Annotated in this window: 26 protein-coding genes; 4 read left to right on the top strand and 22 right to left on the bottom strand. The window is 66.2% G+C overall.

What is annotated here, in order from left to right; translation table 11 throughout:
* Positions 1 to 20: 20 nt before the first annotated feature.
* Both kdpA and HNR60_RS04955 read right to left on the bottom strand, forming a co-directional pair.
* On the bottom strand, positions 21 to 1,724 hold the full coding sequence (gene kdpA / locus HNR60_RS04960; RefSeq protein ID WP_184254914.1) for a potassium-transporting ATPase subunit KdpA: 1,704 nt from the start codon (positions 1,722 to 1,724) through the stop codon (positions 21 to 23).
* Positions 1,725 to 1,737: 13 nt separating this feature from the next.
* Positions 1,738 to 1,827, bottom strand: a complete 90-nt coding sequence (locus HNR60_RS04955; RefSeq protein ID WP_080507376.1) for a K(+)-transporting ATPase subunit F — start codon at positions 1,825 to 1,827, stop codon at positions 1,738 to 1,740.
* Positions 1,828 to 2,175: 348 nt separating this feature from the next.
* Between HNR60_RS04955 and HNR60_RS04950 the strand changes: the two genes are divergently transcribed.
* Positions 2,176 to 2,571, top strand: a complete 396-nt coding sequence (locus HNR60_RS04950) for a YchJ family protein (protein WP_184254912.1) — start codon at positions 2,176 to 2,178, stop codon at positions 2,569 to 2,571.
* A gap of 168 nt (positions 2,572 to 2,739) precedes the next feature.
* Complete coding sequence (locus HNR60_RS04945) at positions 2,740 to 3,240, top strand: hypothetical protein (protein WP_184254910.1); 501 nt, start codon at positions 2,740 to 2,742, stop codon at positions 3,238 to 3,240.
* A 30-nt stretch (positions 3,241 to 3,270) separates the two neighbouring features.
* Here the strand turns inward: HNR60_RS04945 and HNR60_RS04940 are convergent, their stop codons facing one another.
* Complete coding sequence (locus HNR60_RS04940) at positions 3,271 to 3,453, bottom strand: hypothetical protein (protein ID WP_184254908.1); 183 nt, start codon at positions 3,451 to 3,453, stop codon at positions 3,271 to 3,273.
* A gap of 339 nt (positions 3,454 to 3,792) precedes the next feature.
* On the opposite strand from HNR60_RS04940, the gene mog reads away from it, so the two are divergent.
* Complete coding sequence (gene mog, locus HNR60_RS04935; protein WP_184254945.1) at positions 3,793 to 4,311, top strand: molybdopterin adenylyltransferase; 519 nt, start codon at positions 3,793 to 3,795, stop codon at positions 4,309 to 4,311.
* Positions 4,308 to 6,665, top strand: a complete 2,358-nt coding sequence (gene hypF, locus HNR60_RS04930; protein ID WP_184254906.1) for a carbamoyltransferase HypF — start codon at positions 4,308 to 4,310, stop codon at positions 6,663 to 6,665. Before mog ends, hypF begins: the two co-directional genes overlap by 4 nt.
* Positions 6,666 to 6,890: 225 nt before the next feature.
* Here hypF and hypE read toward each other — a convergent pair whose 3' ends face one another.
* The 19 genes from hypE to HNR60_RS04835 form a co-directional block, all read right to left on the bottom strand.
* Positions 6,891 to 7,925 (bottom strand): hydrogenase expression/formation protein HypE, encoded by a 1,035-nt coding sequence (gene hypE, locus HNR60_RS04925; protein WP_184254904.1) that lies wholly within the window; start codon positions 7,923 to 7,925, stop codon positions 6,891 to 6,893.
* Entirely contained in the window at positions 7,922 to 9,091 is a 1,170-nt protein-coding gene (gene hypD / locus HNR60_RS04920; RefSeq protein ID WP_184254902.1) for a hydrogenase formation protein HypD, read from the bottom strand. Before hypD ends, hypE begins: the two co-directional genes overlap by 4 nt.
* Entirely contained in the window at positions 9,088 to 9,360 is a 273-nt protein-coding gene (locus HNR60_RS04915) for a HypC/HybG/HupF family hydrogenase formation chaperone (protein WP_184254900.1), read from the bottom strand. The genes hypD and HNR60_RS04915 overlap by 4 nt, the downstream gene beginning before the upstream one ends.
* Positions 9,361 to 9,371: 11 nt before the next feature.
* Positions 9,372 to 10,298 carry a hydrogenase nickel incorporation protein HypB gene (hypB, locus tag HNR60_RS04910; RefSeq protein ID WP_184254898.1) on the bottom strand — a complete coding sequence of 309 codons (927 nt, stop codon included), beginning with the start codon at positions 10,296 to 10,298 and terminating at the stop codon, positions 9,372 to 9,374.
* A gap of 56 nt (positions 10,299 to 10,354) precedes the next feature.
* Positions 10,355 to 11,254: a LysR family transcriptional regulator gene (locus tag HNR60_RS04905; RefSeq protein ID WP_184254896.1), complete on the bottom strand. Its 900-nt coding sequence runs from the start codon at positions 11,252 to 11,254 to the stop codon at positions 10,355 to 10,357.
* Between the two features lie 24 nt (positions 11,255 to 11,278).
* Positions 11,279 to 11,629: a HypC/HybG/HupF family hydrogenase formation chaperone gene (locus tag HNR60_RS04900; protein WP_283810616.1), complete on the bottom strand. Its 351-nt coding sequence runs from the start codon at positions 11,627 to 11,629 to the stop codon at positions 11,279 to 11,281.
* 232 nt (positions 11,630 to 11,861) lie between these two features.
* Entirely contained in the window at positions 11,862 to 12,698 is an 837-nt protein-coding gene (gene fdhD / locus HNR60_RS04895; protein ID WP_184254892.1) for a formate dehydrogenase accessory sulfurtransferase FdhD, read from the bottom strand.
* A gap of 24 nt (positions 12,699 to 12,722) precedes the next feature.
* Positions 12,723 to 13,826 carry a nickel-dependent hydrogenase large subunit gene (locus tag HNR60_RS04890; protein ID WP_184254890.1) on the bottom strand — a complete coding sequence of 368 codons (1,104 nt, stop codon included), beginning with the start codon at positions 13,824 to 13,826 and terminating at the stop codon, positions 12,723 to 12,725.
* Positions 13,826 to 14,848, bottom strand: coding sequence for a GTP 3',8-cyclase MoaA (moaA, locus tag HNR60_RS04885; RefSeq protein ID WP_184254888.1), 1,023 nt, complete (start codon positions 14,846 to 14,848; stop codon positions 13,826 to 13,828). Before moaA ends, HNR60_RS04890 begins: the two co-directional genes overlap by 1 nt.
* A gap of 84 nt (positions 14,849 to 14,932) precedes the next feature.
* Positions 14,933 to 15,832 carry a formate/nitrite transporter family protein gene (locus HNR60_RS04880; protein ID WP_184254886.1) on the bottom strand — a complete coding sequence of 300 codons (900 nt, stop codon included), beginning with the start codon at positions 15,830 to 15,832 and terminating at the stop codon, positions 14,933 to 14,935.
* A gap of 31 nt (positions 15,833 to 15,863) precedes the next feature.
* The gene (hycI, locus tag HNR60_RS04875) at positions 15,864 to 16,349 is read right to left on the bottom strand and encodes a hydrogenase maturation peptidase HycI (protein WP_184254884.1); all 486 of its coding nucleotides are present in this window, start codon (positions 16,347 to 16,349) and stop codon (positions 15,864 to 15,866) included.
* The gene (locus tag HNR60_RS04870) at positions 16,346 to 16,747 is read right to left on the bottom strand and encodes a formate hydrogenlyase maturation HycH family protein (protein ID WP_184254882.1); all 402 of its coding nucleotides are present in this window, start codon (positions 16,745 to 16,747) and stop codon (positions 16,346 to 16,348) included. Before HNR60_RS04870 ends, hycI begins: the two co-directional genes overlap by 4 nt.
* Positions 16,744 to 17,487, bottom strand: a complete 744-nt coding sequence (locus tag HNR60_RS04865; RefSeq protein ID WP_184254880.1) for an NADH-quinone oxidoreductase subunit B family protein — start codon at positions 17,485 to 17,487, stop codon at positions 16,744 to 16,746. Before HNR60_RS04865 ends, HNR60_RS04870 begins: the two co-directional genes overlap by 4 nt.
* Positions 17,484 to 18,053 carry a formate hydrogenlyase complex iron-sulfur subunit gene (locus tag HNR60_RS04860; RefSeq protein WP_184254877.1) on the bottom strand — a complete coding sequence of 190 codons (570 nt, stop codon included), beginning with the start codon at positions 18,051 to 18,053 and terminating at the stop codon, positions 17,484 to 17,486. Before HNR60_RS04860 ends, HNR60_RS04865 begins: the two co-directional genes overlap by 4 nt.
* A gap of 11 nt (positions 18,054 to 18,064) precedes the next feature.
* The gene (locus HNR60_RS04855; RefSeq protein WP_184254875.1) at positions 18,065 to 19,780 is read right to left on the bottom strand and encodes a hydrogenase large subunit; all 1,716 of its coding nucleotides are present in this window, start codon (positions 19,778 to 19,780) and stop codon (positions 18,065 to 18,067) included.
* Between the two features lie 25 nt (positions 19,781 to 19,805).
* On the bottom strand, positions 19,806 to 21,344 hold the full coding sequence (locus HNR60_RS04850) for a hydrogenase 4 subunit F (RefSeq protein ID WP_184254873.1): 1,539 nt from the start codon (positions 21,342 to 21,344) through the stop codon (positions 19,806 to 19,808).
* Positions 21,345 to 21,349: 5 nt separating this feature from the next.
* On the bottom strand, positions 21,350 to 22,003 hold the full coding sequence (gene hyfE / locus HNR60_RS04845; protein ID WP_184254871.1) for a hydrogenase 4 membrane subunit: 654 nt from the start codon (positions 22,001 to 22,003) through the stop codon (positions 21,350 to 21,352).
* A 10-nt stretch (positions 22,004 to 22,013) separates the two neighbouring features.
* Positions 22,014 to 23,453 (bottom strand): hydrogenase 4 subunit D, encoded by a 1,440-nt coding sequence (locus HNR60_RS04840; RefSeq protein WP_184254869.1) that lies wholly within the window; start codon positions 23,451 to 23,453, stop codon positions 22,014 to 22,016.
* 16 nt (positions 23,454 to 23,469) lie between these two features.
* Positions 23,470 to 24,408, bottom strand: coding sequence for an NADH-quinone oxidoreductase subunit H (locus HNR60_RS04835; RefSeq protein ID WP_184254868.1), 939 nt, complete (start codon positions 24,406 to 24,408; stop codon positions 23,470 to 23,472).

The following is a 24,408-nucleotide window of genomic DNA, read 5'->3' as shown; positions in this document are numbered from 1 at the left end:
GTCACTCCGAATGTGGTCGATCAGAACAGGGTGTTGGCGGTCATCGCGAGGTGCTCGACGATCGGGCCGAGCGCCAGCGCCGGGAAGAAGGTGAGACCGCCGATGATCAGGATGACGCCGACGACCAGGCCGATGAACAGCCCGCCGGTGGTCGGCAGCGTGCCGGCCGAGGCCGGGATCGATTTCTTCGCCGCCAGCGATCCGGCCAGCGCCATCGCCGGCACGATCATGAAGAAGCGGCCGACGAACATCGAGGTCGCGAGCGTCAGATTGTAGAACAGCGTGTTGCCGGTGAGCCCGCCGAACGCCGAGCCGTTGTTGCCCGTCGCCGAGGTGAAGGCGTACAGCACCTCGCTGAAGCCGTGCGGGCCGGGATTGGCGATCGACGCCACAGCCTGCGGCAGCACCACCGCGACCGCGGTCCAGCCGAGATACATCAACGGCAGCACCAGGATCGCCAGCATCGCCATCTTGACCTCGCGAGCCTCGATCTTCTTGCCGACATATTCCGGGGTGCGGCCGACCATTAAGCCTGCGACGAAGATCGCCAGCACCACGAACAGCAGCATGCCGTAGAGCCCGGCGCCGACGCCGCCGACGATGATCTCGCCGAGCTGCATGTTGATCAGCGGGATCATGCCGCCGAGCGCGGTGAACGAGTCGTGCATGGCATTGACCGCGCCGCACGACGCGGCCGTGGTGATCACCGCGAACAGGCTGGAGGCGACGATGCCGAAGCGGACTTCCTTGCCTTCCATATTGCCGCCGGCGAGCCCCAGCGCGTTGAGGCCGGTGGTGCCGTTGGCCTCGGCCCAATAGGTGATCGCCACGCCGGCGATGAACAGCACGCCCATCACGCCGAGGATCGCCCAACCCTGGCGCTGATTGCCGACCATGCGGCCGAACACGTTGGTGAGGCCGGCGCCGAGCGCGAAGATCGACAGCATCTGCACGAAATTCGACAGCGCGGTCGGGTTCTCGAACGGGTGCGACGCGTTGGCGTTGAAGAAGCCGCCGCCATTGGTGCCGAGCATCTTGATCGCGACCTGCGAGGCCACCGGGCCGACCGCGATGCTTTGCTTGGCGCCTTCCAGCGTGGTGGCGTCGACATAAGCACTCAGCGTCTGCGGCATGCCCTGCGACACCAGGAACAGCGCGTAGACGATGCAGATCGGCAGCAGCACGTAGAGCGTGCAGCGGGTGACGTCGACCCAGAAATTGCCGATGGTGCGCATCGAGGAGCGCGCGAAGCCGCGGATCAGCGCCACCGCCAAGGCGATGCCGGTCGCCGCCGACAGGAAGTTCTGGTGCGTCAGGCCGAGCATCTGCGACAGATAGGACAGCGTGCTCTCGCCGCCGTAGTTCTGCCAATTGGTGTTGGTGAGGAAGCTGATCGCGGTGTTGAACGACAGATCCGGCGCCACCGCCGACTGCTCCTGCGGATTGAACGGCAACATCGCCTGCAGCCGCAGCACGCCGTAGAGAATGAGAAAGCCGCCGACGTGGAACAGCAGCATCGCCACCGTGTAGGTGAGCCAATGCTGCTCGCGCTTGGGATCGACGCCGCCGAGCCAATACAGCCCCGCCTCGACCGGCCGCAGCACCGGCGACAGCGGCGTCCACTCGCCGGTGAAGACGCGCGTCATGTACCAGCCGAGCGGCTTGACCAGCGCGACCACGATGACGCAATACAATGCAATTTGAATCCAGCCGATGATTGTCATGATAGTAAGCCCTTCAGAAACGCTCAGGCCGCAGCAAGGCGTAGGTCAGGTAGATCAACAGCCCGACTGTCACGATGCCGGCGAGTGTGAGATCGAATGTCATGGGTGTGCTCCTCAAAGCCGGTCGCAGCCGTAGGCGTAGCCGACCGACAGCGCGAAAAATCCGAGCCCGAGGCCCAGCATGAGAATGTCCAGCATGAGATGCTCCGTTGCGCGGTGATCCTCGGCCGGATGAGACCCCGGCCCGAGTCATCAGGTGCGCCTGGCCGCATAGGTTTTCGAGGCGACCGCGGCAGCGGACTTATAGGAATCTTATAAAGGCCGGCGGCGAAGCGGCCGAAGCCGGGCGACAACCGCGGCGATGGAACCGCGGCGCCCGCCTTATTGCGGCCTTGGCTCCCGCGCTGGCGTTGCTAGCCTGTCGCCGTTACTGAAGACCGAGGTTCGCCCGATGAAATGCGTCTGCTGCGCCGACGAGCCGTTCGATCAATGTTGCGGGCCGCTGCTTGCCCGCACCACCGCGGCCGCCACGCCCGAAGCCCTGATGCGGTCGCGCTACGCGGCCTATGTGCGCAAGGACTTCGATTATATCGTCGACACCACCGACCCGCAGGTGCGCGACGAACTCGATCACGACGCCAACCGCGCCTGGATGGACGGCTCGATCTTCACCGGCCTCGATATCCTGAGCAGCTCGCAGCAGGGCAGTCGCGGCGAGGTCGAATTCATCGCCTGGTTTCGGCAGGGCGACGGCGCCGAGCAGAAGCATCACGAGCGCTCGCAGTTTCGCAAACATCGCGGGCGCTGGTTCTTCCGCGAAGGTCGCCTGGTCGGCGCGCCCGGCTGAAGGCGCGCCGACCGTATCCTTCTACTCCGCAGCCCGCGTCGCCCACGCCGAAGTTGGGGATAACTGGCGCTTTCCTAGACACCCGTCGTTCTCGGGAGATAATGGCGTTGGCCGGAATTTGTGATTCTTGCTGAGTCGGGGCGTAGCGTGTCGTTGCAAGTGGCCATCTTGAAAGTTTTGTCGAGCTATCCCAGCGGCTGCGCCACCGTGGACATGCTCAAGGCCGACCTTGCGATTCTCGGCGCCAGCGGCACCGACTGGACCGACCGGATGAAGCGCATGCTGGCGCGCGCCCCCGGTCTCGACATCTTCGGCCAACAGCTGGTGCTTCGCGACGCCGAGGGTTGGCGGCTCACCGACGCCGGTCGCGCGATGCTGGCGCGCATCGAGCCGGCCAACGCGGAAATCCCGAGCGATGCCGCGCCACACCCGGCCGACGAGAGGCCCGCGATCACGCCAGGCCCCGCGCCAGCCTCGCAGCCGCGCGAATCGGAGCGGATGGCGCGGCCGCAACGCAACTTCGTGATTATCGAAGGCGGAAGAAAGCAGGGCTCGCCGGAGGCCTCCGCCGACCGCACGCCGCGTCGCGCCGAGTTGCAGCCGGCCGCGGCCGCCACGCCGATCGACGCTGCTCCCACCGATTGCTACGTCAGGCCAAATCGCGTCTGACCCTCGCGCTATCGCGGACGGGCTTTTGCGTTATCGCGTGAACTGGATGGCCCACATGATCAGCAGCATCGCCGGCACGCTGATCGCGCAATAGGTCAGCCATTTCACCACGCCGGCGCCGACGCCTCGGCGAAACGCCGCGATCAGCCGATAGGTCATGATGATCCACGGCAGAATGATTCCGATAACGATCGCCTCGACGTACCAACTCATTCCGGTTCCCCTGCGTTGCCGGCAACATATCATGGCGCCGATCGCCGCCACCCCGGCAATTCGGATGATGATGACCGCCGCTAATGTCGCGGCGGAGAGATCACCGCGTTGAAGCCTGTGTGGTGTAACGACGGCGCGGCCGCGACGGCAGGTTGTGGCCGCCCGCCATCGGCCAAAGCTTCGGCATCGCCGGCTACAGCATCGCGAATCTCATCGCTGAGCCGCAGCGACGCGGTCGCAACCAACATTCGCTGCCGCCCGGCAAAACCGCCGTGCTAGGGTCGCCGGAGGCCGTCGGCGTTCGGCGGCGGACAACTCCAGCATGGGAATTGGCGCATGGTGCGCATCGGCATTCTGACCGTCTCCGACCGCGCCGCGCGCGGCGAATATGAGGACCTCGGCGGCCCGGCGGTGGTCGCCTGGCTCAGCCGCGCCATCACCAGCCCGTGGGAGGCGGTCGGCCGGGTGATTCCGGACGGCGTCGACAGCGTGCGCGAGGCGCTGATCGCGATGTGCGACGTCGACAAGGTCGATCTGCTGCTCACCACCGGCGGCACCGGCCCGTCGCCGCGCGATTGCACCCCGGAAGCCACCGAGGCGGTGATCGAACGGCTGATGCCCGGCTTCGGCGAAGCGATGCGGCTCGCCAGCCTGCAGCACGTGCCGACCGCGATCCTGTCGCGGCAGCTCGCCGGGTCGCGCGGCAAGACGCTGATCATCAACATGCCCGGCAAGCCGGCCTCGATCGCGGTGTGTCTCGACGCGGTGTTCGCCGCGGTGCCGTATTGTCTCGACCTGATGGGCGCCGGCCGGATCGAAACCGACGCCTCGGTGATCGCCGCGTTCCGGCCGAAATGACCATGGAGCGCGGCGAACGCGATGCGCCGCTGCGCGCGGCTGAATGCATCCGCGTCCGCGGCCTGGTGCAGGGCGTCGGCTTTCGCCCCTTCGTGCACGCGCTGGCGCAGCGCCTGCAACTTGCGGGATCGGTGCATAACGATAGCGAAGGCGTGCTGATTCATGTCGCCGGGCAAGCCGCCGCGATCGACGCGCTGGTCACGGCGATCCGCGACGAGCCGCCCGCACTGGCCCATGTCGCGTCGATCGAGCGGGCGCTGTGGAGCGCGCCGTCGGGCCTCGTCACCTTTGCGATCGCCGCCTCGCCGGCCGAGCACGGCGGCCGCCACACCGCCGGCGTGGTGCCGGATGCGCGGATCTGTGCGGCCTGCGAGAGTGAAATCGACACGCCTGGCGAGCGGCGCTATCGCTACGCCTTCGCGAGCTGCACCGCCTGCGGGCCGCGGTTCTCGATCATCGACGCGATCCCTTATGATCGCCCCAACACCACGATGCGCGACTTTCCGCTGTGCGCGCCGTGCCGCGGCGAATACGAGTCGCCGGTGGATCGCCGCTTCCACGCCCAGCCGATCGCCTGCCCGGAGTGCGGCCCCCGACTGTGGATCGAGAACCCCGACGGCGTGCGCGTCGCGAGCGACGATCCGCTCGCCGCCGCGGTCGAGGCGTTGCGGCAGGGACAAATCCTGGCGCTGAAAGGTCTCGGCGGCTTTCATCTGGCGTGTGACGCCGGCAACGGGGCGGCAGTCGAAGCGCTTCGCGCACGAAAACGCCGCCCGGCGAAACCGTTCGCGCTGATGGCGCCGGATCTCGCGAACATCCGCAAGTTTTGCCGCGTCGATCCGTGCGAGGCCGCGCTGCTGGCGAGTCCGGCGGCGCCGATCGTACTACTCGAGTGGCTCAACCGCGAGGGTCTTGCCGCCGCGGTGGCGCCGAACCAGGCGCTGCTCGGCTTCATGCTGCCGACCACGCCGCTGCATCACCTGCTGCTGGGCGAGTTCGGCGGCGCGCTGGTGATGACCAGCGGCAACGTCTCCGGCGAACCGCAGGTGATCGACAACGCCGACGCGCAGCGCAAGCTCGGCGGCTTCGCCGATTCTTTTCTGATGCACGACCGGCGGATCGCGCGGCGGCTCGACGATTCGGTGGCGCGCGTGGTCAGCGGCGAGCCGCGTTTGCTACGCCACGCCCGCGGCTACGCGCCGGCGCCGCGACGCCTGCCGCCGGGCTTTGCGAGCGCGCCGCCGGTTCTGGCGCTCGGCGGCGAGATGAAAGCCGCGATTTGCCTCACGCGCAACAACGAGGCGCTGCTGTCGCATCACCTCGGCGACCTCGAAGAGCCCCTGACCTATCGCGAATTCGTCCGCGCCATCGACGACTACGCGCAGCTGTTCGACCATCGCCCTGCCCTGCTCGCGGCCGATCTGCATCCGGCCTATCGCAGCTCCGCCTGGGCCGAACAGGCCGCCGCCGAGCGCGATCTGCCGCTCGCCCGCGTGCAGCATCATCACGCGCATATCGCCGCCGCGATGGCGGAGCGGGCGTGGCCGCGCGACTGCGGCCGCGTAGTCGGCATCGCGCTCGACGGCATCGGCTATGGCCGCGACGGCACGGTGTGGGGCGGCGAGATTTTGCTGTGCGACTACATGGATTTTACCCGGATGGCGCGGCTCAAGCCGGTGCCGCTACCCGGCGGCGCACGCGCGGTGACGCAGCCGTGGCGCAATCTGTTGGCGCAGCTCGATGCGGCGTTCGGCATCGACGGCACCGCTGCGTATATGCCTACACTGCCGGGCGGCGCGATCCTCGCCGGGCAACAACTCGGCGTGCTGCGGCAGGCGATGGCGCGCGGCCTCAATTCGCCGCTGTCGTCGTCCTGCGGGCGGCTGTTCGACGCGGTCGCTGCCGCACTTGCGCTTTCGCCGGCACAGCTCAGCTTCGAGGGCGAAGCCGCGATGGCGCTGGAAGCGCTGGCCAGCAACAGCGTTGATACGCGTTGCTATCCGTTCAGCGTCGACACCGCAACGTTGCCCTGGAGCATCGATCCGGCGCCGATGTGGCGCGCTTTGTTGGAAGATCTCCGCGACGGCGTGCCGATCGCCGACATCGCGGCCCGGTTTCACTTCGGGCTCGCCGAAGCATTTTGTGACGCGGCACTCAGAATCGCTAAGGCCAACGACGCGCAGGCCATCGCGCTCGGCGGCGGCGTATTCCAGAATGGCTTGTTACTTCAGGCCTGCCTCACCCGTCTCACTGCAAGTTCGCTGCCGGTGCTGTCGCCGGCACAAATCCCCGCCAATGACGGCGGGCTGGCGTTCGGCCAAGCGATCATCGCCGCGGCGCGGGCTCTGGCGTAGCGCGTTCGGCTGGCGCCGCGTTGTCAAAGCAATGAGGCCGTGTCCCGGACGCGCGGCAGCGTTCTTCACGCTGCTGTGCGAGCCGGGACCGTTCCAAGCGCTGCGTTCCGTAACGGCCCCGGCTCTGCAGCGCACCACGCCGCAAGTGCGGCGCGCTGCGCCGCGTCCGGGGCACGTCGACATATCGCGGGAGATTGAACTCGCAGGATCGCTGACGAGAACCGTTCAGCAAATCCTCGGCAATTGATCGCCGATCATCAGATCGACCAGCCGCTCGCTGCCGAATCGCGTGCGCATCACCACGTCGCCGGAGGGACCCGCGGTGATCTCGCCGATCGCGCAGGATTCTGCGCCGCCGGCGCAGGCGCGCCACGCCGCCAGCGCGGCGTCGGCTTGGTCTGCCGGCACCACCGCGACCAGGGTGCCTTCATTGGCGAGATACAAGGGATCGAGGCCCAAAATCTCGCAGACGCCGTCGACTTCGGGCCGCACCGGAATCTTCGCCTCGTCGATCGCGACGCCGATCTTGGCGGCCGCGGCGATCTCGTTCAACACCGCGGCGACGCCGCCGCGCGTCGCATCGCGCGCGCAACGCGTCCCCGGTGCGGCGTCGAGCAGCGCATTCATCAAACCGTTCAGCGGCCGGCAATCGCTGATCAGTTCGGTTTCCAGCGCGAGGTCGCCGCGCGCGGCCATCACCGCGGCGCCGTGATCGCCGATCGGGCCATTGACCAGCACGACGTCACCCGGCCGCACATTCACCGCGGCGAGATTGCGCCAGGGTGGAAACACCCCGACGCCCGCGGTGGTGATGAACAATCCGTCGGCGGCGCCGCGCTCCACCACCTTGGTGTCGCCGGTGACGATCAGCACGCCGGCCTCGGCGGCTGAAGCCCGCATCGACGCCACGATGCGGCGCAGCTTCTCGAATTCAAAGCCTTCTTCGATCACCACCGCGCAGGACAGCCACAACGGCGTGGCGCCGCCGACCGCGAGATCGTTCACCGTGCCGCAGACCGCGAGCTTGCCGATGTCGCCGCCGGGAAATTCCAGCGGCCGCACCACGAAGCCGTCGGTGGTGAAAGCGAGCCTTGCGCCCGGCACCGACAGCGCGCCGAGCTCGAGCCGCGCCTGGTCTTCCATCACGCCCAGAATTGGATTGTCGAACGCCGGCAGGAATATTTCGGCGACCAGGTCGCGCATCGCCTTGCCGCCGCCGCCATGCGCCAGCGTGACGACGCTTCCGATCAACTTGCTCATACCGAAGCCTCCGCCGTGGCGACGCGCCGCCCGGCATATTGCCAATACGCCGCGCAAGAACCTTCCGACGACACCATCAGCGCGCCGACCGGGGTCTCCGGCCGGCACACCGTGCCGAACAGCGGACAATCCGGCGGCTTCATCGCGCCCTTCACCACTTCGCCGCAGCGGCAATCGGCGAGCTCAGGCGCCGTCGCCGCCCGGGTGCCGCCATAGCCGACGCCGAATTTCTGTTCGGCGTCGAACGCCGCGTAGCGTCCGCGAATTTTCATGCCCGACCATTCGATCTCGCCGAGCCCGCGCCACTCGAAGCTGGCGCGCGGCTCGAACACCGCGTCGATCGCCGCCAAGGCCTGCGGATTGCCGGCCTTGCGCACCACGCGGGCATATTGATTTTCGATCTCGGCGCGTCCTTCGACCAGTTGCGTCAGCACCATCGCCACCGACTGCAACAGATCGACCGGCTCGAAGCCCGCGACCACCAGCGGGCGGCGGAACTGCTCGGCGATGAACTCATAAGGTTCGAGCCCGATCACCATGCTGACATGGCCGGGCCCGACGAAGCCGTGGATCTGCATCATCGGGTCCTGCAGCAGCACGCGCAGCGGCTGTGGCACCGTGATGTGATTGCAGAACAGCGAGAAGTTCTTGATGCCCTCGCGCTCCGCCTGCAGCAGCGTCAGCGCGGTGGCCGGCATCGTGGTCTCGAAGCCGAGCGCGAAGAACACCACTTCGCGCTCCGGCATCTTGCGCGCCAGCGCCAAGGCGTCGAGCGGCGAATAGACGATGCGCACGTCGGCGCCTTTGGCCTTGGCGACGAGCAGCGAGCCCTTCGTGCCGGGCACCCGCATGGCGTCGCCGAACGTCGCCAGCACCACGCCGGGCCGGCTGGCGATCTCGATGCACTCGTCGATCCGCGCCTGCGGCAGCACGCAGACCGGACAGCCCGGCCCGTGCACGAATTCGATGCCCTGATCGATCAGGCGATCGAGGCCGTGGCGAAAGATGGTGTGGGTGTGGCCGCCGCAGATCTCCATGATCGAGATCGGCTTGTCGCGGGTGGCGCCGAGCGTGGCGGCGAGCCTGGCGATCCGCGCCAGCTCGGCGCGGGCATGCGCCGGATCGCGGTATTCGTCGGCGTAGTTCTTCGGCGTTGCCGTGGTCATTGCGGCACCATCGCGGCGAGCTCTTCTTCCACCGCGCCGGTTTCGGCGAGTAGTTCGAGCGTGATCCGCGCCTCGTCTTCGTCGATCCGCGACACCGCGAACCCGACATGCAGCAGCACCCAGCGCCCGATCAGCGCCTCGAGCGGCTCAGCAGGCTCGCTGACCAGCGTGACGTTGATCTCGCGACGCACGCCCTTGACCTCGGCGAGCGCCAGCATCTTGTCGGGATCGGTGATGGATTTGATTTGGACGGGAATGCCGAGGCACATGAGCGTTGATCCTATGTTGCCAGCCGCGATTTCAACCAACTAATCCAGGCGTCCATGCCTTCGCCGCTGCGCGCCGACAGCACCATCACCTCGACCGCGGGATTGACCCGCCGGGCGTTGGCGGTCAGCACCGCGATGTCGGAATCGACGTAAGGCAGCAGGTCGATCTTGTTCACCAGCACCAGCCGCGCGGCGGCGAACATGTCGGGATACTTCAGCGGCTTGTCGTCGCCTTCGGTGACCGAGACGATCGCCACCTTGGCGGCTTCGCCGAGATCGAACGCCGCCGGACAGACCAGATTGCCGACGTTCTCGATGAACAGCACGCCGCCGCGGGCAAGCTCGAGCTGATCGCAGGCGTGGCCCACCATATGCGCGTCGAGATGACAGCCCTTGCCGGTGTTGATCTGCACCGCGGGCGCGCCGGCTTCGCGAATCCGATCGGCGTCGTTGCTGGTCTGCTGATCGCCCTCGATGACGGCGACCGGCACCGTGCCGGCGAGCGCCGCGATGGTGCGCGTCAACAGCGTGGTCTTGCCGGAGCCGGGGCTCGACACCAGGTTCAGCGCCAGCACGCCGGCATCGGCGAAGCGGGCGCGGTTGCGGGCCGCCAGGCGGTCGTTCTCGGCGAGAATGTCGCGCTCCAGCACGATGGTCCGCGAGGTTACGCCGGCAGCGGGCGCCGGCTCGACAGCCACCGCATGGTCGTGATGATGGTGGTGATCATGATGCTGCCCGCCGTGTGCGTGATCATGGGCGTGGCCGTGATCACGATCGTGATCGTGACTATGATCTTGCGGATGATCGTGATCGTGGGGGTGATCGTGATCGTGCGCGTGATCGTGATCGTGATCATGCGGATGAGCATGCGAATGCCCGTGGGCATCGACACCCTCGATGGTCGCTTCGGTTCCGCCGCATCCGCATGTCGTACACATCGCGTCTCTCCGTTTCGCCAGGCAATCGCCGGGCATCGATTAATTTCGACGGCCCCTCAGGCCATGGCGGTCAGCACCGGAACGAGCTGGCGGGCCTCATGAATGAGCGACGCGGTCAACGGCGGGATTGGATCGCGCTTGGGATAGAGCAGGCCGACCAGCGCGCTGACTTCGGGCGCGACGATCGGGATCGACGCCAGCTCCGGCGGCAGCGACCAGCCTTCCGCCTTGATCCGCGGCATCACCGTCGCCAGCCGTCCGGTGCGCAGATGCGCGATGCGCACCATGAAATCGTTGGTTTCCATCACCGGATGAACCGTGACGCCGACTTCCTTGAAGATGCGGTCGTAAATCCGGCGGTTCTGCATATCGGCTGCGGGAAGGCACAGTGGCAGCGTCGCCACTTCTTCCCAGGTCACGGTCGGCCGGTCCATCAGCTGCAGGTCGTGCGGCCCGATCAGGCAGTAGCGCTCGTGATACAGCGGCACCTCGGCGTTGCGGCCGACCGATTCCTGATCGAAATAGGTGATGCCGATATCGGTTTCCAGATTCTCCAGCCGCGCCAGGATCTCCGCCGAATTGCACGACGAGATCGAGATATGCACGCCGGGATGCCGCTCCCAATAGGCCGTGGTCAGCCGCGACAGAATCGGCAGCGAGGTCGGGATCGCGGCGATCCGCAGATGCCCCGCGTAGCCCTGCTTCATCGATTCGATTTCGGCGGTCATCGCGCGAAAATCGCCGACGATGCTGCGCGCCCAATCCAGCACCCGCTCGCCTTCGGCGGTGAATCCCATGAAGCGCGCACCGCGATCGACCAGGATCACGCCGAATTGCAGTTCGAGTTGCTTGATCGCAGCGGACAGGTTCGGCTGCGACACACCGCAGACTTGGGCGGCGCGGCCGAAGTGCTTTTCGCGTCCCAGCGCCAGCAGATATTCGAACTTCTCGTACATGCTACAAAGGACCCCACCGCTCCATCACGAGGTGGCATCGGGCAGCGGACGGATCGCAACCTCGAGCCCAGGCACTGCCGCGACATCCCGAGTGGTGGATGCATAGAAATCGTCGAGATCGATCGCGCCGCTGCCGCCGCGCATCGCGGCGAACACCTGCTGTCGCGATCGCGCCTCGGCCTCGTCGATCACCGAGAGTGCGAAGCCGGCGTGGATCAGCACGTAGGTTCCCACCAGTTCGCCGAGCGGCTGCTGCGGCGTCACCAGCAAGGCGGCGGAGACGATCTCCTGCTCGCCGCCTTCTGACATCACGGCGACTTGCATCTGCGCGAAGTCGACGACGGCCACAACTTTACACGGGATAGCGATGCACATGGCGATGTTCGGTCGATGGCGTAAATAATTCCCTGATCATCCGCAGCGTCGCGATCGGTCGGATGAGGCACAGAAAAAAAGGGTTGCAGATTTTGTCGACGCAACGTGCGTTCGAAGTCCGGGCACGTCCATAACCGCGATCTCTAGCAACAACGATGCTCGTACGAATACTTGAACATCGCCTTTAGACTTGATCCAAATCAAGAAGCAGAAAGATTAGCGGGGAATCCCGCTAATGGTCGTCGATCCGATGCGCGGCGGCGTAAACGTTCTGTGCATCGTCGCGCGCCAGCGCCACCAGCGTGAGGCCCGCGGCCTCCGCCGTTCGCACAGCGAGCCCGGTCGGCGCAGAGATCGCGACGATGGCCGGCATCGACGCCATCAACGCTTTTTGCACCATCTCATAAGAACAGCGGCTGGTGATCAGGCAGAAGCCGGCGGCGAGATCGGTGCCCTGCCGCATCGCCGCGCCGATCAACTTATCGAGCGCGTTGTGCCGGCCGACGTCCTCGCGCACCAACAGGATATCACCCTCGCAGGAAACCCAGGCCGCGGCATGCGCAGCGCGGGTCAGCCGGTGCAACTGCTGGTGGCCGCCGAGCGCTGCCAAGGCGCGGCGGATCGCGTCCTGCGTGAAGCTTTGTCCCGCGGGGGCCTGCGGCGTGTCGGCGCGGGTATCGGCGACGTCCTCGACGCCGCACAGGCCGCAACTGGTGTGACCGCGCAGGTTGCGGGTCCGCCGTCGCGACAGAAACGCCTGGAACCGCTCCGGCGCCAGCACCAGATTGAGCTCGACGCCGTCGCAGGTCTGCTGCGTGGTGATTTCGCGCACCTCCGAGGCGGACTTGATGATGCCCTCGGTCACCGAAAAACCGATCGCGAAATCCTCGAGATCGGCCGGCGATGCCATCATCACGGCGTGCGGGATGCCGCTGTACAGCACTCCGACCGGCACCTCCTCGGCGACCATCGCGGTGGTCTTGCCGCGGCCGAGCGGCTGCACCGCGATCTCGCTCGCGGTGTGGAGCGTAGCCGGAGACGGAAACGCGATCGTCGAATCCTGCAACATAGCGACCTCCCGCGCGTCGTGCCGTTACGGCGCGCCACGGACTACATCAGTCGAAATCCCGCGCTGATGCGAGGCGGGTCGATCCATCGGATCGCGCACCGTGATGGCGCAACCGACGCAAGGATTGTAGAGCGACGCCAGTCGCCCGATCGCCGATTGCGCGGTGTCGTCCTCGGCGATGCGAAAATGCTGAAGTGCGGCGGCGAACGGGCCGTCGGCGGCGAAGTTCCATTCGGTCGGCGCCAGGATCAGATAGCGCTGCACGCGAGCCTGCGCATCGAGCCGCACCAGATGATGCAGCCGGCCGCGCGGCGTTTCGATCGCGCAAAATGCAACGCCGGGGCCGAGTCGCGCGGTCGACAGCCATTCGCTCGGATCGGGCAGCAGCGTGCCTGCGATCAGATCCGCCGCCTCGGCGACCTCGGCGAGCCGCGCGCACAGCCGTTCGGCAGGCGACGCCGCGCGCAGACCACGTAGCGCGGCGCGCGCCGCAGGTCCGGTTTCCGGGCGCCGCCCCGGCAGCCACGGCGCCGCGGTGAAGGCTTCTTCCTGATCGTCGAGCGCGGCCAGCACTTGCTCGTCGTCGTGTCCGGTGAGAACGTCGAAGGTCGGCTGCTCGATCGGATCGTCGCCGGCGGCGAACAGCAGCCGCTCGACCCAGGAGCCGGCAGCAGCGTGGCGGTCCCGCGTCGCCATGCCGAGCGTGGTGACGGCTTCCAACAACGCGCCGCCGTCGATCTGCGAGCCGCGCGCCGCGGTCAGCGCCGACGATAGCGCCGCGGCCTCCGCACCGATCAGCTGCACGCGGCTGCCCCAATCCATGAACGTCGCTTGCAGATGCGCGACGACGCGCTCGGCCGCCAGCATGCGTACCGCGGCGCTGGGTGACGGCGCCTCGAGCGCCGCGCCCGCCATCGCCAGCGCGTTGATCGCGGCGAGCCAATGCGAGGTGCCGCACAGCGCGAACAGCCGGCGCGTCAGATCGGGGATCGCCACCGGCGGCTGCCGGGCGATCGCCGCCGCAAGGCCGCGCGGCCGATCGCTGAACACGGTGCGCGCCACCACCCGGCCGTCCGACACGTCGGCGGTGATACGAACGACACCGGGCTGCAGCGCGTCGGGCATCATCAGCCGCCCGTTACGTTCATGCTGCGCTCGACCGCGACCGGCGCGCAGCGCGGGGTAGCGAAATCGTGGCCGACCGGCTTGTGGGCGACCGCGGCGTGAATCGCGTCGATCAGCGGCCCCTCGCTCTCGCTGCCGCGCAGCGCCGCGCGCAGATCGAGGCCTTCGACATGGCCGAGGCACGGCACCAGCTGCCCGGTTGAGGTGATGCGGACCCGGTTGCACGTTTCACAAAAACCGCGGCTCATCGGGGTGATGAAGCCGACGCGGCCGCCGGTTTCCGCCACCCGCACGTAGCGCGCGGGGCCGGAGGAGCGGTCGAGCAGATCGGTCAGCGTGAAGCGCTGCTCGAGGTCGGCGCGGATCTTCTTCAGCGACACGAAGGACGGCGGCCGTTTTCCGGCGAACAGCCCCATCGGCATCACTTCGATCAGCGTCAGATCCATGGCGCGGGCGTGGGCGTATTCGATCAGCGCCGGAATCGCGGTTTCGTTGACGCCGGCCTGCACCACGGTGTTGAGCTTCACCGGCAGACCGGCGGCGCGCGCCGCCTCGATGCCGGCGAGCACCACGTCGACGTCGCCGCCAAGCGTGATCGATTTGAAATCCTTCGGATCGAGCGTGTCGACCGAGACGTTGATGCGGGAGAGCCCGGCATCGGCGAGCTCGGCGGCATAGCGACCGAGCAGCGCGCCGTTGGTGGTCATGGTGATTTCGTCGAGCGCGCCCGAGGCGAGGTGCCGCGACAGCGCGCGCACGAAGGACAAAAGGTTGCGCCGGACCAGCGGTTCGCCGCCGGTGAGGCGGATGCGACGCACGCCGCAGGCGACGAACGCCGAACACAGCCGGTCGAGTTCGTCGAGCGTCAGCAGCTCGGCGCGCGGCGCGAACTTCGGATGCGCGCCCAGGCAATAGCTGCAGCGGAAATTGCAACGATCGGTCACCGAGACCCGCAGCCGGTCGATGTGGCGACCGTGCGGGTCGATCAGCGTGCCGTGAGCAGTAACTTCATGACCGACGGACATGGGACATTCCTCGGGAGCATTACATCTTCATCGTAAGTATCCGTCCGTGGCCGATGCGATCGGCCACGGACGGTCGTAGCTGGATTACTCGGCCGGAACCGAGCGCTTGGAGGGCGCGACCTGCTTGGCAGGCGCCGCCGGCAGCGGCGTCAAGCCACCGAGACCTTTGCGGTAGATCGCCCAGTAGATCAGCCCGACAAAGCCGGCGCCGCCGACGATATTGCCGAGCGTTGCGGGAATGATGTTGTGCATGATGTTGAACATCGTGATCACCGAGACATCCATGCCGGCGGGAACATGACCCGTCTCGGCCAGCAACCAGGCCATCGGCAGGAAGAACATGTTGGCGACGCAGTGCTCGAAGCCGGCGGCGACGAAGCAAGCCACCGGCAGCACCATGCCGGCCATCTTGTCGGCGACCGAGCGGCTGGCGTAGGCGAGCCAAACGCCGAGGCAGACCAACAGGTTGCACAGAATGCCCTTGAAGAAGATGGTGATCGCGTCGGGCGACATCTTGCCGATCGCGAGCTTGAGCATCGCGGTGCCGGTGCCGCCGTTATTGAGATCGGCGAAATGCGCCATGTACAGCAGGAACACCAAGCCGAGCGCGCCGACCAGGTTGCCGACCCAGACCACGATCCAGTTCTTGATCACTTCGCCGGTTCGGATCTGACCGTTCCACCACGCCATTACGATCAGGCAATTGCCGGTGAACAGTTCGGCACCACCGATCATCACCAGTGCGAGGCCGAGCGAGAACACCACGCCGCCGAGCACCCGCTGGATGGCAAAGCCGAGCGACGCATCGGCGAGCACGATCACGAAGAACATGCCGCCGAGGCCGATCGAGCCGCCGGCGATGATCGACAGCATGAACTCGGGCAGGAAGGGCATACGCGCCTTCTTGACTCCAAGCTTTTCGACCTTGTCTTGAATCTCCGCCGGAGAGTAGGCGTCTGAGCCCAGTATTGCGTTATCAGCCACGGTGAGTCTCCTTCTATGTGGCGCTAAGTGACTAAGTCATTGCTGTCTGGTCGTGGCGTTCCGCCACGGTCGGCAGATCGTCAGGGTCCGTACCCAATAAGAGGCTTCGGTGCAGACCCTCCACCGCCGCCTTAACCGCCGGCGTCATATCACCGAAGAAGGTCACCACCTCCGGCTGGATGCCGACAAATGTCACTCGCGGCACGGTTTCGCGCAGCGAGGCGATCAGCACGTCGAGCGGAATCGCGTGGGTGTTGATCAGGAATTGCTTGGCGACGTCCGCCTCGTTGATGCGGCAGACCGTGCCGGGCGGCAGCCGCATGTCGGCGGCGTCGACCAGCAGCACGCGCTCCGGCGCCTCGGCGCGCACCACGTAAGTAACGTTCTCCGGGGTGGCGCCGCCGTCGAGCACCGTCCATCCCGCCGCCGGCCGGGCTTCGAGCAATTCCGCAAGCAGCGGGCCGGCGCCGTCGTCGCCCATCAGCGTATTGCCGACCGTCAGCACCATGCCGGTCATAGTCGTCGTCCCATCAGGTAGATCGCGGGCTCCGCCTCGATCGCCGCCAGCGACGTGCCGAGTTCGCGGAGCCAGTCGGCGGATTCGCTGTCGAGCGCCGGCGACACCTGATCGATCGCCGCGCCGAGCAACTCGGTGTGCGAGCGATCGATGGTGATCTCGCCGAAGCGATGGATGCCGTCGAGCTTGCGCCGCGCCTCGCCCTCGGGCAGCGCCGTGACCAGGCGCTGATAGAAGTCGCCGCTGCAACGCAGCACCGGCTTGAAGCAATCGAACACCCCGACGTGGTGTCCGATCGCCAGCGAGTAGTAGATCACCTGTTTGGCGTCCGCCGGAATGTCGCCATCGCGCTCCATGATCTTGGCATTGAGCCGATAGAACACGATGTCGCCATTCATGGCCGCAACTCCGGATGCTGCAGCGTCTCGCCGATCTGCAGATAGATCTCGGCGAGGCGCGGGTCGGTTTCCGCCGCGGCGAAGGTCTCGACGCGCTGCTGCAGCGGCAGGTCGCCGGGGATCTGCAACATGCCGAGGAAGCGATCGGCGATGTCGCGGCCCTGGCGATAGCCGGCCATGCGGCGAGCCTCGCGCTCGATGTGGATCCGCACATTGTACGGCACCGCCGGGTGCGCGATGCCGGCCTGCTCGCCCTCGCCTTCGATGTGGGTCTTGGCCTTCAGCTTCTGATCCAACAGGCCGAGGGCTACGGCGAAGCCGTAGATGGTGGCGGGCGGGGTCGGCGGGCAGCCGGGGATGTAGACGTCGACCGGCACCACCTGGTCGGTGCCGCCCCACACGCAATACAGGTCGTGGAAGATGCCGCCCGAGCAACCGCAGGCGCCATACGACACCACGATCTTCGGATCCGGCGCCGCCTCGTAGGCGCGCAGCGCCGGCATCCGCATCGCGCGGGTCACCGCGCCGGTGAACAGCAGGATGTCGGCGTGGCGCGGCGACGCCACCACTTTGATGCCGAAGCGTTCGGCATCGAAGATGGGGGTGATGGCGGCGAAGATCTCGATCTCGCAGCCGTTGCAGCCGCCGCAATCGACCCGATAGACGTAGGCGGAGCGGCGGATGTTCGACAGCAGCGAGGATTTCATCCGCTTGATGTCGGCGGGGGTGTCCATTTTCATCGACGTTTCTCCTGCTGATCGGTGATACGGGCGATCTGCACCAGGTCATTGACGCGCTTGCAGCTCGGGCAAGTCGCCAGCATCCGGCGCCGGCGTTCGGTGTCTTCCGACACCGCGGCGGTGGTGCCGTCGGCGCTCGTCACGGACGTCGCCTCGATCAGCGCCGTGACGTAGGCGATCTCCTTGGCGGGCGCGAACGGCTCGCCGCAGCAGACGCAGTCAGCGAGCTTGAACACCGCCTTGACGGTGAGATCCGCCTTGTTGGTGACCGCGAGCTCGAAGTCCGGCGTCAGCTTGATGGCCTGGGTCGGACAGACCTCCTCGCAGCGCGCGCAGAAGATGCAACGCGCATACGAGATCGACCAGGTTCGGGTCCCGGCGGCGACGTCGGTCTCCATCGCCAAGGCGTTGGCCGGACAGGCGATGGTGCAGGCGCCGCAGGCGATGCACTGTTCCGCGGTGTGCTCGGGCTTGCCGCGAAAATCCTTGGAGATTTCCAGCGGCGCGAACGGATACTTCACCGTGGCTTCGCCGGTGCGGAAGACTTCCTTCAGCAGTTTGAACATTGACGTCTTCCCTACTTCAACGGCGAGTCTTTGCGCTCGCGGCAATAGCGTTCGATTTCCTTGTAGGGGATCGTCTTGCTGGTCTCCTTCTTGACGTCGACCACGGTGACGCGGTCGGTGCAGGAGTAGCAAGGATCGATCGAACCCACGATGAGCGGCGCATCCGACACCGTGTTGCCGCGCAGCATGTAGCGCAGCACCGGCCAGTTGGCGTAGGTCGAGGCCCGGCAGCGCCAGCGATAGAGCTTCTGGTTGTCGCCGGTCATCGACCAGTGGATGTCCTCGCCGCGCGGCGCCTCGGTGAAGCCCAGCGCGAACTGATACGGCTTGTAGACGAAGTCCTCGTTGATGATCGGGCCTTCCGGCGTGTTGTCGAGCAGCTGCTCGATCAGCGACAGGCTGTCGAAGATCTCGGCGGCACGCACCATGGTTCGCGACAGCACGTCGCAACCGTCGCCGGTGTGGACGCCGAGGTTGACGTTCTTGTAGCCGGCGAAGGCGTGATCGACGCGGGTGTCGCGCTTGAAGCCGCTGCCGCGCACCAATGGGCCGACCGGCGAGTAATCGCGGGCGATCTTGCGGTCGAGCAGGCCGACGGCGGCGACGCGCGGGCCGAAGTTCGGCGTCGCCAGCAGCATCTCCAGCAGCCGCTGCACGTCTTCGCGCAATTCCGCGACCAGCTGCAGCGTCTTGGTGCGCTGCTCGCCGAGGATGTCGCGACGGACGCCGCCGATCAGGTTGATCGCGTAGGTCTTGCGGGCGCCGGTCAGCATCTCGGCCAGCGTCATCGCCTTTTCGCGAACCCGGAAGAACTGCATGAAGCCGGAGTCGAAGCCGACGAAATGGCAGACCAGGCCGAGGTTCAGCATGTGGCTGTGCAGTCGCTCGGTCTCCAGCAGCAGCGAGCGGATCGCCTGGGCGCGCTGCGGAACGATGATACCGAGCGCGTTTTCGACCGAGCTCGCATAGGCGACCGAGTGGGCGTAGCCGCAAATGCCGCAGACCCGGTCGGCGAGGAACGTCACCTCGTTGTAGCCCATCCGGGTTTCGGCCAATTTCTCCATGCCGCGATGCACGTAGAACATCCGGTAGTCGGCATCGATGATGTCTTCACCGTCGACGAACAGCCGGAAATGCCCGGGTTCGTCCGAGGTGATGTGCAGCGGGCCGAGCGGCACCACCGTGGTCTCGCCGGCGGCGTCGTTGCGGAACTGATAGTTCTCGTTGTCGCTGGTCGGCTGCGGCCGCAGCCGATAGTCCATCGAGTCCTTGCGCAGCGGGTGCAGCCCTTCGGGCCAATCGTCCGGCAGCACCAGCCGGCGCTCGTCCGGCAGACCGACCGGGCGCAGGCCGTACATGTCGCGGATTTCGCGCTCGCCCCAGACGCAGCCCGGGACCTTCGGCGTCACCGAGGGGAATTCCTCGTTGTCGCTCGGCACCGCGGCATGGACGACGACGTGGCACTTCTCCTCGCCCTCCATCGACAGCACGTAGTAGAGGCCGAAAGAGTCGTTGAGCGAGCGCTCGTCGTTGCCGACCACCACCGAGAGCCAGCCTTCGCGCCCGTAATACAGCGTCGAGACGGCCTCGGGGAGTTGGTTCAGCTTGACGGTGACGGTCACCTGCTTGTCCGTCTGCCAGCGCTCTTCGAGCACGGCATGCGGGAGTTTCTGGCGCAAATATTCGATATGCGAGGCGCCGACCCGGTCTGTTACGTTGATGTTCATGGCAGTTCTCCGTTGGGGCCGGCGGTTATTTCTTCGCCGCGACGTGTTCGATCGGCGTCGCGGTGGCCGTCGCATGTCCTTGGTCCATGACGATGCCGGTCGCCTGGCGCAGGATGTCGCCGACCGGGCGGGGCATCGCGACGCCAAACACCATGATGAGAGCGAGCAGCACCCCCATCGGCGCGAGCGACAGCCAGCTGGAGTCGCTCTTCTCCATGTTCTCAGGAGCCTTGCCGAGCACCGAATGCGCGATGATGTCGACCAGCGCCGCAACCGTGATGGTGAACAGCAGCGCGACCAGGATCATCAGCTTCGGATATCCGGCGTCGAGGCCGGCGGCGAACACCATGAACTCCGAGACGAACACGTTGAACGGCGGGAAGCCGGCCAGCGCGAGCGCACCCGCCATGATGAACAGCCCGGTCACCGGCGCGGTGCGCAGGATGCCCTTGACCGAGCGCAGATCACGGGTGCCGTACTTCTGCAGCACGTTGCCCGAGCCGCAGAACAACAGCGCCTTGGTGAAGCTGTGGTTGATGGTGTGCAGCAGCGCCGCGGCGATTCCGAGCGGGCCGCCGACGCCGAGACCGATCACGATCAGGCCGACGTGTTCGATCGAGTGGTAGGCCAGCTTGCGCTTGAAGTCGTGCTGGACGAACACCAGGAAGGCCGACACCGCAACCGTCAACACGCCCAGCACCAGCAGGATCGACTGCGGGAACTCCGGGCCGATTGCCTTCATGGTCACCGCGTAGTAGCGGATGATCACGAACAGGCCGCACTTCAAGAGCACGCCGGACAGCAGACCCGACACCGGGCTCGGCGCCTCGGAGTGCGCGTCGGGCAGCCAGGCATGCATCGGGAAGATGCCGGCCTTGGTGCCGAAGCCGATCAGCACAAACACGAAGGCGATCTTGACCAGCGTCGGATCGAGGTCCTGGGCATGGGCAAGGATGCTGGTCCACAGCACGGCCTGGTGCGGATCGATCGAGGCCGACGCATTGGCGAAGGTCAACACCGTGCCGTAGAGGCCGAAGGCGACACCCACCGAACAGATGATCAGGTATTTCCAGGCGGCTTCCAGCGAGGTGCCCTTGCCGTAGATGCCGACCAGGAACGCCGAGCCGAGCGTGGTGGCTTCGATCCCCACCCACATCATCACGATGTTGTTGGCGGTGACCACCAGCAGCATGGTGAACAGGAACAGGTTGAAGAAGCCGTAGTACAGCTTCTGCTTCACCGCGGTCAGTTCACCATGCGCGACGTCGTGCCGGATGTAACCGATCGAATAGAACCCGGTGAGGCAGCCGACCACGCCGATCAGACCGACGAAGATCGCGGCCAGCGGATCGACCATCAGCCAGTCGCCGAAGGTCACCAGGGTTCCGTGCGACAGCACGTAGCCGACGGTGGTGAGAGCCAACACCAGCGTGCCGACGATCGAGACGAGATGCAGCAGTTCGATGAGCCTGGCAGATCGCCCACTCGTGGGCATCGCGAAGATCACCAGCGCGAAGACCAGAGGGGAAAGCAGCAGGAGGGGAGGCAGGTCCGAGGCGACCATGGCGATCATCCCTTCAGGGTGGTGAGCTGGTCGGCGTCGAGGGTCGCCAGCTTGCGGTTAATTTGGGTGGCCAGGATGACCATGATGACGACGGCGAAGACGGCGTCGGTGGTGATGCCGATCTCGACCAGCTCGGGGGCACTCCCCGCCAGCAGAGCCAGCGTGAGGTGCGAGCCGTTCTCCATCAGGCAATAGCCGAACACCTGCTTGAGGATGTTGCGCTGGGTCACGATGCAGGCCAGCCCGAAGAAGAAGTGGGCGAGCGAGATCGCCAGCGCGGGCTTGATCCCCGCGGCCGCCGGCAGCGTCACGCCGGAGATGATCAGCGTGCACAGCAGGACGACGACGGCGGCGAGCAACACGGTGACGGCGGGCGAGATCCGCTCGCCGCTTCCGAGCCGTTCGTCCGACAAGCGGCCGAAGCTGCGTGCCATGATCACCGGCACCAGCACCACCTTGGTGACGAAGGCCACCGCCGCCCAGACGTAGAGTTGCGGCGCGTTGGTGGCGGAGCCGAGCGCGACGAACACCGCGACCAGCACCAACGATTGAAGCGCGTAGAACTTGGCCGATTGTGAGGGCTTGCGCGCCACCACGACCAATAGCGAGGTGACTATCAGCAGGCCCGCGAGCCCATTTACGATCTGTAATCCAGACATCTTGTTGTCCTCAACCGAGCCAGATAGCGGCGATGAAGCTTGAGCAGACTGCCATGACGATCAACGTGATCAGCACGATCTGCATGGAGAGCGGAACCGGCGACGCAGCGGCCACCGCCTCCGACGGACGACCCGGCACTGTCCAACCGACCCATTTCAGGAACCAGGCGAAGCTGCCGACCGATTCAAGCAACGCGATCACCAACAGCACCATCAGCAAGGGGTGCTGTTGAGCGACCTCAAAGCCACCGGCGAAGATCGCGAACTTCGAGAAGAAGCCGTTGAACGGCGGGACGCCGGCGATCGCCAAGGCCGCCACCACGAAGGCGATGCCGAGCAGTGGCGATTTCGACAGGACGCCGCGCAACAGCGGCAACATGCGCGTTCCGGTCGTGTAGCTGAGTGCGCCGGCGACCAAGAAGAACAGCGTCTTGGCGAAGGCATGGTTGAACAAGTGAGCGATGGCGCCGTTGAAGGCCATCTGCGAACCGAACACCGACAGCCCGAGACCGAGGAACATGTAGGACAGCTGGGTGATGGTGGAGTAAGCGAGCAGCCGCTTCATGTCACACTGCGGCAGATACATGATGAAGCCGTACACCAGGGTGATGGTCGCCATGATAGTGCAGACGTAGCCGACCAGTTCCGGCGCGCCGTTCGACGACATCAGCGCGCGGGCGAAGATGTAGACGCCGACTTTGACCATCGAGGCGGCGTGCAGGTAGGCGCTGACCGGGGTCGGCGCTTCCATGGCGTCGGGCAGCCACATGTGGAACGGCAGCTGCGCCGACTTGCCCCAGGCGGCGACCAGGATCGCCAGCAGCACGATGGTCTTGGCGGTCTCGGACAATCCACCGATCGCCGACAGCGCGAAGGTGTGGGTCTCCAGGAACATCACGCTCGCCGCGACATACAGCCCGAGCGAGGCGATGTGGGTGATGATCAGCGCCTTGGCGGCGGAATACAGCGACTTCGGCTTTTCGTAGTAGCCGATCAACGCCCAGGAGCAGACGCCGCTGATTTCGAAGAACACCAATTGGCCGATCACCGTGGTGGAGAACACCAGGCCTGCCATCGCGCCGATGAACAGCGAGAGGAAGGCGAAGTAGCGCCGCCGCACGATGTCGGGATGCTCGCGATTGCCGGCGTCGAGGTAGCCGCCGGAATAGATCGAGATCAGGAAGCCGATGCCGACCACGGCGCAGGCGACCAACACCGAGACGGTGTCGACGCCGAAGCCGAGGATCTCGACCCCGCCGAAGTTGATGACGGAGTATTCCGCGGGGATCTTGCCGCCGACAGAGAACTGATAGGCAAGGACCAGGAGGCAGGCGGTGGCCAGGCCGGCGAAGATCTGGCCGAGGCGTTTTGAGGCCGACCGCGGCGAGAGCGCGATGAGAGCCGCTCCGACGGTGGGAAGTAGGATGCTTGCTAGCGCAAGGGCGATCATGGCTTTGCTCCTCGGCTCACAGGCCAGAGATGTAAAAGACGAAGGCGAGCGAGGCGATGCCGAGCCCGAACCAGCTGTGCCGCGGCGTCAGGCGGAAACGCGCCCGCGCCACGCTGTTCTCGACGACGCCGAGCACCACAGCGACCACGGCGATCTTCGCGATGAAGGCGGCGAGGCCGATCAACAGCCCGACCAGGCTGGTGTCGGACGAACTGCCGTAGGGCACGAAGATCGCGAACACGAAGGCCAGGATCAGCAGTTGCTTGAACCCCATCGCGACCTTGAGCAGCGCCAGCGACGGACCGGAATATTCCGACAGCGGGCCTTCCTGCAGTTCCTGCTCGGCTTCGGCCATGTCGTAGGGCAGTTTGCCGAGTTCGAAGTAGCAGGCGAAGATCGCCGCCGCGCCGGCCAGCAACACCGCGCCCGCCGAGCGGACGTGCCCGGTGGCGATCGCCTCGCCCATCGCGCCGATGTCGGTGCTGCCGGCGAGCAACGCGCACACCAGCAGCGACAGCACCAGGGTCGGTTCGACCAGCACGCCGAGCGTCAGTTCGCGGCTGCCGCCGATGCCGGCGAAGGACGAACCGGAGTCGAGGCCCGACAGCGAGAAGAAGAACCGCACGATGGCGAACAGGTAGATTACCGTGATCAGATCACCGAGGCCGGGGATCGGCACGGCGCGGGTCAAGACCGGCACCGCCATGGCGATGGTCAAGAGCGCGGCGATCATCACCGTCGGCATCGCGCGGAACGCGAAACCGGCCGCCGGCGGCTGCAGATTCTGCCGCCGTAACAGCTTGATGACGTCGCGGTAGTCCTGCAGCACGCCCGGCCCGCGCCGGGTGTGCATCTTGGCGCGGAGCACGCGGGTGATGCCGGTGAACAAGGGTGCGGCAGCGAGCAGCAAGAGGGCTTGCACGAATGCCAGCGAGACTTGAGTGAGAGTGGGCAC

The organism is Rhodopseudomonas rhenobacensis, from assembly GCF_014203125.1.
Classification (GTDB): Bacteria; Pseudomonadota; Alphaproteobacteria; order Rhizobiales; family Xanthobacteraceae; genus Rhodopseudomonas_A; species Rhodopseudomonas_A rhenobacensis.
This window is presented reverse-complemented; position numbering and strand designations above follow the sequence as displayed.

Excerpts from the sequence above, each read along its gene's own strand:
- kdpA (WP_184254914.1), bottom strand. The coding sequence starts at position 1,724 with ATGACAATCATCGGCTGGATTCAAATTGCATTGTATTGCGTCATCGTG.
- HNR60_RS04955 (WP_080507376.1), bottom strand. The coding sequence starts at position 1,827 with ATGACATTCGATCTCACACTCGCCGGCATCGTGACAGTCGGGCTGTTG.
- HNR60_RS04950 (WP_184254912.1), top strand. The coding sequence starts at position 2,176 with ATGAAATGCGTCTGCTGCGCCGACGAGCCGTTCGATCAATGTTGCGGG.
- HNR60_RS04940 (WP_184254908.1), bottom strand. The coding sequence starts at position 3,453 with ATGAGTTGGTACGTCGAGGCGATCGTTATCGGAATCATTCTGCCGTGG.
- hypF (WP_184254906.1), top strand. The coding sequence starts at position 4,308 with ATGACCATGGAGCGCGGCGAACGCGATGCGCCGCTGCGCGCGGCTGAA.
- hypE (WP_184254904.1), bottom strand. The coding sequence starts at position 7,925 with ATGAGCAAGTTGATCGGAAGCGTCGTCACGCTGGCGCATGGCGGCGGC.
- hypD (WP_184254902.1), bottom strand. The coding sequence starts at position 9,091 with ATGACCACGGCAACGCCGAAGAACTACGCCGACGAATACCGCGATCCG.
- HNR60_RS04915 (WP_184254900.1), bottom strand. The coding sequence starts at position 9,360 with ATGTGCCTCGGCATTCCCGTCCAAATCAAATCCATCACCGATCCCGAC.
- hypB (WP_184254898.1), bottom strand. The coding sequence starts at position 10,298 with ATGTGTACGACATGCGGATGCGGCGGAACCGAAGCGACCATCGAGGGT.
- HNR60_RS04905 (WP_184254896.1), bottom strand. The coding sequence starts at position 11,254 with ATGTACGAGAAGTTCGAATATCTGCTGGCGCTGGGACGCGAAAAGCAC.
- HNR60_RS04900 (WP_283810616.1), bottom strand. The coding sequence starts at position 11,629 with ATGTGCATCGCTATCCCGTGTAAAGTTGTGGCCGTCGTCGACTTCGCG.
- fdhD (WP_184254892.1), bottom strand. The coding sequence starts at position 12,698 with ATGTTGCAGGATTCGACGATCGCGTTTCCGTCTCCGGCTACGCTCCAC.
- HNR60_RS04890 (WP_184254890.1), bottom strand. The coding sequence starts at position 13,826 with ATGATGCCCGACGCGCTGCAGCCCGGTGTCGTTCGTATCACCGCCGAC.
- moaA (WP_184254888.1), bottom strand. The coding sequence starts at position 14,848 with ATGTCCGTCGGTCATGAAGTTACTGCTCACGGCACGCTGATCGACCCG.
- hycI (WP_184254884.1), bottom strand. The coding sequence starts at position 16,349 with ATGACCGGCATGGTGCTGACGGTCGGCAATACGCTGATGGGCGACGAC.
- HNR60_RS04870 (WP_184254882.1), bottom strand. The coding sequence starts at position 16,747 with ATGAATGGCGACATCGTGTTCTATCGGCTCAATGCCAAGATCATGGAG.
- HNR60_RS04865 (WP_184254880.1), bottom strand. The coding sequence starts at position 17,487 with ATGAAAATGGACACCCCCGCCGACATCAAGCGGATGAAATCCTCGCTG.
- HNR60_RS04860 (WP_184254877.1), bottom strand. The coding sequence starts at position 18,053 with ATGTTCAAACTGCTGAAGGAAGTCTTCCGCACCGGCGAAGCCACGGTG.
- HNR60_RS04855 (WP_184254875.1), bottom strand. The coding sequence starts at position 19,780 with ATGAACATCAACGTAACAGACCGGGTCGGCGCCTCGCATATCGAATAT.
- HNR60_RS04850 (WP_184254873.1), bottom strand. The coding sequence starts at position 21,344 with ATGGTCGCCTCGGACCTGCCTCCCCTCCTGCTGCTTTCCCCTCTGGTC.
- hyfE (WP_184254871.1), bottom strand. The coding sequence starts at position 22,003 with ATGTCTGGATTACAGATCGTAAATGGGCTCGCGGGCCTGCTGATAGTC.
- HNR60_RS04840 (WP_184254869.1), bottom strand. The coding sequence starts at position 23,453 with ATGATCGCCCTTGCGCTAGCAAGCATCCTACTTCCCACCGTCGGAGCG.